Origin of the sequence: Beggiatoa leptomitoformis, from assembly GCF_001305575.3 — a bacterium.
Taxonomy (GTDB): domain Bacteria; phylum Pseudomonadota; class Gammaproteobacteria; order Beggiatoales; family Beggiatoaceae; genus Beggiatoa; species Beggiatoa leptomitoformis.
The window spans coordinates 327,729-339,796 of record NZ_CP012373.2; the positions used below are offsets into that span (position 1 = coordinate 327,729).

A 12,068-nucleotide genomic window follows, 5' to 3' on the forward strand; every position below is an offset into this window, starting at 1 on the left:
TTAATAATCACGCTGTTGTTCGATGATGGCAAAAATACGCTCGACTTCTTTTAAATCATTAAGGATTTTATAAATCGCCCGCTTAATCCCGTTCTCCTTAGCCTGATTACCGCGCCAGCCGTCGCTTTTACTTTCTAAAATGGCGGTATCAATCTGTAAAGCCAGTGCTTCATTTTGCCCAAGATTGTTGTATAGCGCACGTTTGGCTTGAGTATTGAGCAATGGCGGCATGTTATTCATTGTTCCGCTAGAGACTTGATTTGCTAAATTAGCCATTTCTTGTAAATAGCGTTGATAATCAATAGCTTTTTGTTTGCGCTGTAAAATAATTTCCGCTAACAGCAATGACATTTTTTCAAAATACGCGGGATCAAGTAATTGGTCTTTGATAATTTTGCTACGCACATTGTTTTCAATGGTTTCCGCCGCCGCGTCTTGATTGTCTTTAATCCCATCAGGCAGGGTATTGATAGCCTTCTCGATGCCGATTTTTTGGATAATCTCTAAAATGGGCAGATTGGCGAAAGGGGAAATGACTACGGAATCTTCTGCTTGAATATACAAATCAATTAAATTCTGCATGTCGGCTTCATAGGCTTTGAGGTCAAGCACTTCACCGCTGGCTTTGCGGATGATTTCGCGTAGTTTGTGGTAATGATTGAGGCGATTTGTAATATATTTAATTTCATCAGCGCGATAACCTGCACCTTCCATGTCGTCGGCAATATTGGCATACGCACGGATAAAGCTGACGGTGGTTTGATATAAGGTCATGCGTAGCACTTCGCGCTGTTTCAAATCCGTAGCGATGTCGGTGTTACCGCAGAAGTAATGGATATAATCTAAGTCATTTTTTGGTTGTGGCACGGGTTCACAGATTAATTCGATGGCTTCTAGCGCATTGTCCAGCCGTTCACGTCCTTCTTTAAGGCGATTTTTGAGCAAAATATCGCAATCTTTAGCTTCAAAATCATCATAATCTAATTCTTTGGTATAGACTTGAATCGCGCCCGTTAGATTTTCGAGCAAATTCTTGTAATCAACGATGCAACCTATCAGCTTGTCTTCAGTGTCTAAGCGGTTGACGCGGCAAATGGCTTGAAATAAGCCGTGATCTTGCATTGATTTATCAATATACAAATAGCTGCAACTGGGCGCATCGAATCCCGTCAGCAGTTTATCCACCACAATCAATAGTTTCATTTTGGCGGGTTCATGGATAAATTGCTGTTTGACTTCATTTTCATAGGTTTCGGCTTTGCTCTTGCCTGATTTGGCTTGTATTGCTTTGAGCAAATTGGTGTAAGTGTTATAAATAAATTGCTTTTTGGTTTCGGTATTCGCCCCCGTTTCTTCATCGCTTATATCGGTATTTTGCGGGTTGTAAGAAGTCACTAGCGCGCATTTGCCTGTTAATGCCGTGTCTTGAAATAAGTTGTAATAGTGGCAAGCGTCAAAAATACTGGAGGCGACTAAAATCGCATTGCCCGACTCAGAACTTAATCTTGCTTTACTGCTGAAATCGCTCACTATATCAGCCACTATTTTGCCCAAGCGTGATTCAGAGCTGAGGACTTTTTGCATTGTGCCCCATTTCTTTTTCAATGCCGCTTGCTGATACTCATTTAATCCGCTGGTTTTGGCGGTAAACCACGCATCAATTTCTTGTGGTGAATTCAGGCGTTGGTCAATGTCGCGGGCTTCATAGACTAAATCAAGCACCACTTTATCTTCCACTGCTTCTTTAAATTTGTAAGTATGGATATAGTTGCCAAACACTTCTAAGCTGGTGGCTTTGTCTTGTTTTAATAAAGGCGTGCCAGTGAAGCCGATAAATACCGCGTTGGGTAGTAATGCCTTCATGGTGCGGTGCAATTTGCCGCTTTGGGTGCGATGGCATTCGTCCACAAATACAAATAATTCACCGACGGCAGGGCTGGGCTGGCTTTTTAATTGTTCGATAAAGGCTTCAAAATTATCCACCTCTTTATTGCCGAATTTATGCACTAGGGAACACAACAGGCGCGGGGTTTGTTGTCCTAGTTGTTTCATCAAATCGCGTCCGCTATGGCTGCGGTGTATTTTTTCCCCTGCTTCTTCAAATACTTGTTTGATTTGTTTGTCGAGTTCATCGCGGTCAGTGATAACCACGACACGGGCGCGGGGATTGTTTTCTAGTATCCATTTTGCCAGTAATACCATGACGATACTTTTGCCGCTGCCTTGGGTGTGCCAGATAATACCGCCTTGTTTGCGCTGGATATATTTCTGCGCGGCTTTGATACCGAAATATTGATGTACACGCGGGAGTTTTTTCTTGTTGCCATCAAATAAGATAAAGTCGTGGATTAATTCAATTAGGCGGGATTTGTTGCAGATTTTGCGTAAATATTTGTCTAGTTTGTAATCGGTGTTGTCTTGTTCGTCTTCTTTCCAGTTGAGAAAAAATTTTTCGGGTGTGCCAATTGTGCCGTATTTCAAGCCTTCGGAGTCGTTCCCAGCAAATATGAATTGTATGGTGCTAAAAAATGCGCCGATAACGCTTGATTTTTGGTTGTTTAAACTTTGGCGGATGCCTTCACCAAGGGATACGCGGCTGTTTTTTAGTTCTAACACGGCGATGGCGATACCGTTTATATATAGCACGATGTCGGGGCGTTTGGTTTTTTCGCCGTCGTATATTGTGACTTCTTCAGCAATATAAAAATCGTTGGCTTCGGGGTGTTGCCAGTTGATTATATGCACGGTGTCGGTGGGTTCGCCTGCGGCTATTTTCACCGCCACGCCATAACGCAGTAGTTGATAGACTGCTTTGTTATTGTTGTATAAATTTTGGGCGTGGTTGTTGGCGGTGGTTTGTAATTTGTCTAAGGCTTTGTTGATGTGGGCTTGGCTGTAACCGTTGGCGGATAGGTATTTGCTCAGTTGCGGCGGTTCGATGTTGCGGTTATCGGGTTTGCTTTGTAAGTTGCCGAGATAGGTGTAGCCCAGTTGTTCGGAAAATAGTTTTATCACGCGGTTTTGGGTGGCGCGTTCGGGTTTGTCAACGGTGGTCATGGGTTTGTTTCCGTTTCAGGCGATACCAGTCGAATTTGTCCCGTGAGCAGGTTTTGCATCATGCCTTGTTTGATTTGTTGGTATTTGTTGAGTTTACTTTCTAGGGCGTTTATTTCGGTGTCCATGTCGGATAGGATTGTGGCGATTCGGGTTTGTTCTTCTTTTGGCGGCAAAGGTATTTTAATTAATTTTAAATTAGTTTTAGAAATACCATATACTTTTAATCCTGTCGCAAGACGATCAAGCTGCTCTTTTACATATTTTGTCGAATGGATATAACCTCTAAACCCATCAACGAAAACGTTTTTAGAATCTCTCAGTAAAAATGTGTGCAAACCAGAAATTACTTTTTTAATTCCAACTCCTTTTATTTCTACACTCTTACCAATTCCCTTGTAATCCTCTGAAGCATCAGCCATTATTAAATCGCCATCTTTGATAACAACATAATTTTTAGCTTTATTCTCAGCAATGCCTGACACTTCATTCTTTTTGAAATCCACAAATCCATCCCATAGCGTATGAATGTCTCCATAATGAATATATCCATATTCTCCACTGTTACTTAATTCGCTTCTGGAAAAGGATGCAGTTGATAGAAAGTTAAATGCTTCGTCATACGTTATAGTCGCCCACCCCGCTTTTAAGCGACCATTTTCATAGGGGTTGAGCAGGGTTTGCATCGCACCTTGTTTTATCTGGCGTTTTTTGGCGATGAGGCGGGTGAGCGATTGAATCAAGGCATCGGCATCGCTTAAAACATTGGCTATGGCGGTTTGTTCTTCCAGCATATTTGGAAGAGGTATTTTAATCTTCCTCATAACACTCTTTGGTACAAAACCCATTCCTGACCCAGACTGATTATCTTTTATGTTTTGAGAAATCTTTGGGGAATTAACTACTGAAGATAAGTAGCTTGGAATAATTTTATTTGTATTTGGAATAATTCTCATTACATTCCATGCAAAGCTGCATTCTGTTTCCACTGATAACAGTGAACCTGTACCTAAACGAGCGCCTATATTAGAGAATAAAAAATCATTTTTCTTTAACTTATATCTGTCACTATATGTGGAGAAAGTTTTTTTAGAAATGTGATCTGCTCCATTAAATCTCACTTCTTTATCAATAATATTATTCGCCTTAAGAATTGGGATTCCACTACCACTATTTACATATTCTGGTTTATCGATTGCGGTATTAACACCTTGAAGCATATCCAAAATTATATCCTTAAGTTCACTAACCTCCCAATCCACAGGAATCACCCCAACCTCAGTCTGTTTATATCCCGCTTTCAGTGCCATACAAACCCCATTTTTTCCAAATGCGCCGTTACTGTTTGCTCTAATTCTGCCACTTTCTCGGTTTGTTGCGATAAGGGGATTTCATACCGTTCCGCCAATGCCTTGATGCGCTGCGTGAGATGCTGACTAATGCGATCCATTTCAGAATGAACATCTTGGTCAATCCGCGCCATCCATTTATCATCCACCACCAACTGCTTAATCTGTTCTTCGGTAAGCGTCGGATAAAAGTCTAACAAATCAACATCCAATTGATTCTCCATGACTTTAACCGCTTTCTTATTATCGGCTTCACTGTCCAAAAGGTGCAAATACTGCTTGAGAATTTCCTGCTCTGGTTTGGCTTCTGCATCGCCTTTAATTTCCTTGAGTCGCGCCGTAATACTGCCCTTATTGATTCTATCCAATTCTGCAAAAAAACCCTCCTCACCGCCGTGTTCTTCCTCCAGTTCAGTCTTCTGACTTTGCACGGTTTCCAGTTCAGCATTCAACGCGTCAATCGCTTGCTGTTGCTCAGAAAAATAATGCTTAATGACCAATGATTTAGGGATTAAATCACACGCCCAACCTTTATCAATGGTTTTGGTAACGTTGCCGTCTTTATTCTTCTTTTCCTCAAGAATGCGGTCAATCGTCGCCTGCCAACCGTCCGCCGCAATCAAATACGCATCATCTTGCATCACTTCAAACCAATAACTCATTAAATGCTGATAAACCGCATACTGGTCAATCAATGCCTTATCCGCGTAAGCCGTCAACAAGGCTTCACTCAGTGTGCGAATGATTTCTTTAGGATGATAGCCCGCTTGCAATGCTTTTAAGTCGGCAGTGCTGCGCTGTTCCCATAATTGAAACACTTGACGCATGTTGTTCATATAACTGGTAAATTCAGGATGCTGATAAATGCGGGTTTTAATCTCATCCTTAGCGACTTGCAAACTCAAATAATCCGCGCACCGTTTCGCAGGCGCAAATAACGCGGATTTAAGCGCGGGACAAACCGCCCAATAACTATGCAATGCCTCAATATCCGCCTTGGGAATATCGCCCAATAAATGCGCTGCAATATCCTGTAAATCCTCTGCTTCACTGCTGTCAATATAACGCGGAATATTTAAATTAAACTCATTTTTTTCAATCTCATTGAACGCGACCATTCTACTGTAGCCATCAATATCCATTTGCTTATTAAACACATCCACGATTTTATGAATATCGCGCTCACGCAGACGGTTTTTATTGCCATCTTTAACAAAGCCCTTACCCGCATCAATCATAAAAATACCTTTACGATGCTCTGCGTTTTCCTTATCAATCACAATAATGCACGCAGGAATACCCGTGCCATAAAACAAATTAGCAGGCAAGCCAATAATGCCCTTAATCAAGCCCTTGCGTACAATATTCTCACGAATAACCGCCTCAGCATTACCGCGAAATAACACCCCATGCGGCAGAATACACGCGCCTTTACCGCGATTTTTTAACGAGCGAATAATGTGCAACAAATAGGCATAATCGCCATTTTTATCAGGCGGCACACCATATATAAAACGCTGATGCGGGTCTTGCTCAGTATTAACCCCCGTACTCCAGCGTTTATCACTAAACGGCGGATTCGCAACCACGAAATCAAAAATTTTCAGGCTGCCTTCATTCATAAACTTAGGTGTGGATAAAGTATTTTCCCGCTCAATCACCGCAGTAGGATTGTTATGTAAAATCATATTCATACGCGCCAACGCACTGGTAGCCGCATCTTTTTCTTGACCGTATAAAGACACGGGGGTTTTTGCCGCATCGGCGACTTTTAACAACAAAGAACCAGAGCCACAAGTGGGGTCATAAACTGTAGTATCGCCGCTGGTGTTTGCTTCACCAATGCCGATAATTCTCGACATAACATGACTGACTTCTGACGGCGTATAAAATTGTCCCTTACTCTTGCCGCTCTCAGTCGCAAAATGGCGCATCAAATACTCATAAGCATCGCCAAGAATATCATCCCCATCCGCACGGTTTTTACTAAAATCTAAGGCTTTATTTTCAAAAATAGCGATAAGATTGCTCAGACGTTCAACCATATCTTTGCCAGAACCCAATTTTTCAGGGTCGTTGAAATCAGGCATACTGGCGAGTTTATTTTTCTCTGCCAACGGCGCGATGATTTTCTTATTAATATCATCACCAATGGAAGCCTTCCCCTTCAACGCCACCATATCCTTAAAACTCGCACCTTCTGGAATGATGACAGGCGCAAACGGTTGCCCCGCGTATTTATCGCTGACGTATTTAATAAACAACATCACCAGCACATAATCTTTGTATTGACTGGCATCCATACCGCCACGCAGTTCATCGCAGCTTGCCCAAAGAGAAGAATAGAGTTCAGATTTTTTGATTGTCATAGGTTTTTATGTTTTTCGCGGGAACGGCGACAAGGTGAATGTGGTTGGTCATTAGACAACAGACAATAGGCGAGTATCTCGATTTCATGGCGGCGGCAGTATTCCTCCAGCCATTCGAGGTAGATTTGGCGGTTTTCTTCCCCAAGCAGGTGCAGGTTACAAACCTGCACCTGAACGTTTCATAACCTTAAAGTTAGCAAAACATTAGGTTAAGGTTACAGACCTTGATTCGCGTGTACGGAAATAATACAGAATTTACTGCTGAAACTTCCACAATTGACCAGATACGTTCTGACATTTGTCCATAAACGCCGCGCCATTCATTGAGCCCTTGACTTGATTGCCTTCAAGGCATTCGTTGTTGCTCTCACGGAATTGGGTGGTGAGTTTGAAGTATCCATTCTCGGCTGGGGTTGCTTTCCACAACTGACCAGATACGTTCTGACATTTGTCCATAAACGCCGCGCCATTCATTGAGCCCTTGACTTGATTGCCTTCAAGGCATTCGTTGTTGCTCTCACGGAATTGGGTGGTGAGTTTGAAGTATCCATTCTCGGCTGGGGTTGCTTTCCACAACTGACCAGATACGTTCTGACATTTGTCCATAAACGCCGCACCATTCATTGAGCCGTTCACTTGGTTGCCTTCAAGACATTCATTCTTACCCTCGCGGAACTGAGTTGTGAGCTTGAAATAACCGTCTGGGAAACTGGAATCAGCCGCTAAGGCATTGCTGCTTATTGCAATGATTGCAGGGACAGTTAGTTTCAATAACATTTTCATCAGAAAAACTCCTTTTTATTTAGAGATACGCTTTGTAGTTTCCACGTTATTATCGTGGATCATTGGCAACAAAGCCTAAAGTACAAATTAGGCACCCCAATTAAGCACCCCAAACCTCGCAATTTTTTGTTCTTTCCGTGTATCTAGTCCAAATAAAATGGTCTAAGCCACTATTTCTAGTGATAAGGAAAGCCAAAAATTTTTTTCAGTTTAAAGTTGATTCCACACCATCATTTTGAATATGTCAACACCAAGCAGGTGCAGGTTTGTAACCTGCACCTGAACGTTTCATAACCTTAAAGTTAGCAAAACATTGGGTTAAGGTTACAAACCTTGATTCGCGAGAATATCCTTTACACAAAATCATCTTTTTAAAAACCCCACCCAAACAAAAACGCGAACAACCCCTTCCAGATTATCCGCGTTTTCATTTAAAAATAACGGTAAAAATTCGATTAACGAATTTCTGTGTTTAATTCGCCGCGTTGATAGCGGTACGTGGCATCGACGCGATAATCGGATTTGCTCGATAAACGCCTCCGACCCGCAAGGCAAATTTTTTGAAGATTGCGCCGTCCCTCCTTTATCTTTTTCCAAAAAGATAGAAAATCACATCGGAGCTACTATTGTTTTCATTGAGGATTATAACAAGCAGACGATATTTTCTAATATCATCAATAAAAATACTTAATTTTATAATTCCCTAAAAACCTATAAACTATATTTATAAAAATAACGATTCACCAAAGGAAAGGCTTATGCCACGCCGTACTAAAATCATCGCGACCTTAGGTCCTGCTACTGACGCGCCTGCAATGTTAGAAAAGATTATTCAAGCAGGTGTCGATATTGTCCGTTTAAACTTCTCCCATGGAACGGTTGAAAACCACCAACAACGCTTTGATGCCGTGCGACAATGTGCGCGAGCATTAGGGCGACATGTCGCCGTTATGGCGGATTTACAAGGGCCTAAAATCCGCATTGAAAAGTTTCAAACAGGGCGCATCACCCTGAGTGAAGGCGACAACTTTATTCTTGATGCGGCGTGTCCTAGCGATGCGGGAACACAAGAGCGCGTCGGTCTAACCTATAAACAACTACCGCGTGATGTACGGGCAAATGACACCCTACTGCTTGATGATGGACGGATTGTTTTAGGGGTGGAAAAAGTCGAGCAAACGCTAATTTTCTGCCGTGTGCAAGTGGGGGGAACGTTATCTAATAACAAAGGAATTAATCGCTTAGGTGGCGGATTGTCCGCCGAAACCCTCACCCATAAAGACCGCACTGATTTAATTGCTGCGGCTAAAATGGGCGTGGATTATTTAGCCATTTCTTTTCCGCGCAGTGCAGAAAATGTGCATGAAGCACGACGTTTATTACAAGCAGCAGGCAGTAAAGCGGGTATTGTTGCGAAAATTGAACGTGCAGAAGCTGTTACAAATTATGAAGAAATCATCCGTGCGGCGGATGTTATCATGGTAGCACGCGGGGATTTAGGCGTAGAAATTGGCGATGCGGCACTGCCTGCAGTGCAAAAAATGCTGATTAAAAAAACCCGTGATTTAAATAAAGTCGTCATCACCGCTACACAGATGATGGAATCCATGATTGAAAATCCCATTCCAACCCGTGCTGAAGTCTCTGATGTTGCTAACGCCGTGTTTGATGGGACGGATGCCGTTATGCTCTCCGCTGAAACCGCATCAGGTAAATATCCTGATAAAGCGGTTATTGCAATGGATCGGGTGTGTCAGGAAGCCGAAAAACAGCCGATGACTCGCGTATCTGACCACCGTTTAGCCTTACATTTTGGGCGCATTGATGAAGCCATTGCGATGGCGACCATGTACACAGCCAACCATTTAGACGTAAAAGCCATTGTTTCCCTAACAGAATCAGGTTCAACACCTTTGTGGATGTCACGGATTAGTTCTGGCATTCCAATTTATGCGTTTTCTCGCCATTTAGAAACATGCCAAAAGGTAACGCTTTATCGCGGGGTTTACCCCGTACATTTAGATTTAGCGGCATTTGACATTGTTGAAGTCAATCATGCGGTATTAAACCGCTTACAATCCAGCGGGGCGGTTAGTGATGGCGATTTAGTTATTATTACTAAAGGAGATTTACGCGGTATCTCTGGCGGGACAAATTTGATGAAAGTTATTTGTGTCGGAGACGAAAAAACGCTAATCAATGTCTAATTGCGAAAATTAGGGTTGAGGGGGATTTATCCTGAAAATACATTAAATAAATCCCGCTACATCACGACTAAAATAATCAAAACTGACTCATTATAAAAAATACGCTAAATAGGGGTAATTTTGCCAAGCAACGGTATAATTTCCCCTTTTGACGCTTTACCACAAACTGAGAGGAGAACGCAGAATGGCGTTAATATCCCTAAGACAACTACTTGACCATGCAGCAGAACATAGTTATGGTTTGCCTGCTTTTAATGTAAATAATATGGAGCAGATTCAAGCCATTATGCAAGCGGCTGATGAAGCTAATAGTCCTGTTATTTTACAAGCCTCCGCAGGCGCGCGCTCTTACGCAGGCGAACCCTTTTTGCGGCATTTAGTACTCGCCGCGTTAGAAATGTATCCCCATATTCCCGTTGTCATGCACCAAGACCATGGCGCAGAGCCTGCTGTTTGCATTCGTTCTATGCAAAGTGGTTTCAGCTCCGTCATGATGGACGGCTCATTACTTGCGGATATGAAAACCCCAGCAAGCTATGACTATAACGTTGATGTAACACGGCGCGTGGTAGAAATTGCCCATGCGGCGGGTGTTTCTGTAGAAGGGGAATTAGGCTGTTTAGGGTCATTAGAAAGTGGCACGGCTGGAAAAGAAGATGGTGTTGGTGCAGAAGGGATTTTATCGCATGACCAACTTTTAACCGACCCAGAACAAGCTGTTGATTTTGTGAAAAAAACAGGCGTAGATGCGTTAGCGATTGCGATTGGGACAAGTCACGGCGCGTATAAATTTAGCCGTCCACCTACGGGTGATATTTTAGCCATTGCCCGCGTTAAAGAAATTCATGCCCGTTTACCGAATACACATCTTGTGATGCACGGCTCATCTTCTGTGCCACAAGATTGGTTAGAAATCATCAACAAATATGGTGGCGACATGGGACAAACCTATGGCGTACCTGTTGCGGAAATCGTCGAAGGGATTAAACACGGCGTGCGGAAAATTAATATTGATACTGACTTACGCATGGCATCGACGGGCGCGATGCGTAAAACCATGCACGACAACCCTAAAGAGTTTGACCCTCGCAAATTCTTTAAGGCAACCACAAAAGCCATGAAAGAGATTTGCAAAGCGCGCTTTGAAGCCTTTGGTTGTGCAGGGATGGCGGACAAAGTCAAACCATTATCATTAGAAAAGATGGTAAGTCTATATCAAAATGGTACATTAGCACCAAAAATTCAATAAGATAGAAATTGATTTATTGTAGTGCTGAAACCTTCTAGGCATTAAAAGCCTAGAAGGTTTTTTTGTTAAAACGGTAGTGTATTTAATTATAGCTAACGCACTTTAAAATGATTATTGTAGGGTGGAATAGGCGCAAGCCGTATTCCACAACAGTGCAAGCTTTCTGCATAAACTCAGCTATTTGTGGCGTTTTATGGTGGAATACGCTACGCTATTCCACCCTACGTTTTCCTCGTTCCCACGCTCTAGCGTGGGAATGCCTACCGCGTCGCTCCAGCGGCGTGGATTGCTGAACTCGTCGATACAAATCGATTACTGACACAAATTATTGCTTTTCATGATTTATCACAACGCGCTGAGGAATAAAATTCATTTGAGAATTCTTTTGCTCGTTACCAAGCAAAACTCAGGTTATAGTACTGTTGCTATAGTTTTTAAAATTAAGGAATTATCATGAGCGAAAATGTATTAATTGTGTTGATTATTGTTAGTGGTCTAGTGATATTAGGGGGTATTGCCCTTTATTTTTTAAAAGACCGTTTAGGCTTAGCAGATTTTAGTGCAAATAAAACAGGGGTAAAAGCCCGTATTAAGGCAGAACAAACACCTGTAACAAGCATTAGTAAAAATAAAATTAAAGGGGATGGGAATACCTTACGCGCAACTGGTGCATCAAAAATGGATGCTAATGATGTGGAAGGAAATAAAAATACATTGAATGGACAATAAACTATGCGCATAAATTCAGAAGTAATAACGAGCAAATTGTTCTATTGATGCGCTCTTTTTACTGATATTCTATTTAATCTTTTTATAGTACTGTTGCTATATGTTTTCTTCGTTTTTAATTTAATATGAAAACAAGAAAACGTAGCCCAACTAACCGCCATCGCCTAAAAAAACGACAAAAACTGACAAAATTATTAATCTATTAATAATGTTAGTTATATTTCACTCTTCCCCGCTTTAAAACCGTATAAATTGTTATCTTCCTTACAATCCTGATAATAGTTAATTTGTTGATTAATAACTTAACTTTAAATGGCATAGCCTTTGC

The 12,068-nt window shown here is 41.9% G+C and carries 7 protein-coding genes; 3 read left to right on the plus strand and 4 right to left on the minus strand.

Annotation, left to right across the window (positions count from 1 at the left end):
* The 4 genes from AL038_RS01455 to AL038_RS01470 all read right to left on the minus strand — a co-directional run bounded on the left by AL038_RS01455 (nucleotide 1) and on the right by AL038_RS01470 (nucleotide 7,555).
* Entirely contained in the window at nucleotides 1–3,057 is a 3,057-nt protein-coding gene (locus AL038_RS01455; RefSeq protein ID WP_062147948.1) for a type I restriction endonuclease subunit R, read from the minus strand.
* A complete protein-coding gene (locus AL038_RS01460; protein ID WP_062147951.1) occupies nucleotides 3,054–4,364 on the minus strand; it encodes a restriction endonuclease subunit S in 1,311 nt (436 codons plus the stop codon). The genes AL038_RS01455 and AL038_RS01460 overlap by 4 nt, the downstream gene beginning before the upstream one ends.
* On the minus strand, nucleotides 4,355–6,772 hold the full coding sequence (locus AL038_RS01465; protein ID WP_062147954.1) for a type I restriction-modification system subunit M: 2,418 nt from the start codon (nucleotides 6,770–6,772) through the stop codon (nucleotides 4,355–4,357). Before AL038_RS01465 ends, AL038_RS01460 begins: the two co-directional genes overlap by 10 nt.
* Before the next feature lie 255 nt (nucleotides 6,773–7,027).
* Nucleotides 7,028–7,555: an RICIN domain-containing protein gene (locus AL038_RS01470; RefSeq protein ID WP_062147957.1), complete on the minus strand. Its 528-nt coding sequence runs from the start codon at nucleotides 7,553–7,555 to the stop codon at nucleotides 7,028–7,030.
* A gap of 758 nt (nucleotides 7,556–8,313) precedes the next feature.
* On the opposite strand from AL038_RS01470, the gene pyk reads away from it, so the two are divergent.
* From pyk to AL038_RS01485, 3 genes are all read left to right on the plus strand, one after another.
* The gene (pyk, locus tag AL038_RS01475) at nucleotides 8,314–9,762 is read left to right on the plus strand and encodes a pyruvate kinase (protein WP_062147959.1); all 1,449 of its coding nucleotides are present in this window, start codon (nucleotides 8,314–8,316) and stop codon (nucleotides 9,760–9,762) included.
* 184 nt (nucleotides 9,763–9,946) lie between these two features.
* Nucleotides 9,947–11,011, plus strand: a complete 1,065-nt coding sequence (fba, locus tag AL038_RS01480) for a class II fructose-bisphosphate aldolase (protein WP_062147962.1) — start codon at nucleotides 9,947–9,949, stop codon at nucleotides 11,009–11,011.
* A 453-nt stretch (nucleotides 11,012–11,464) separates the two neighbouring features.
* Nucleotides 11,465–11,740 (plus strand): hypothetical protein, encoded by a 276-nt coding sequence (locus AL038_RS01485; protein WP_062147965.1) that lies wholly within the window; start codon nucleotides 11,465–11,467, stop codon nucleotides 11,738–11,740.
* The last annotated feature ends 328 nt before the right edge of the window (nucleotides 11,741–12,068 follow it).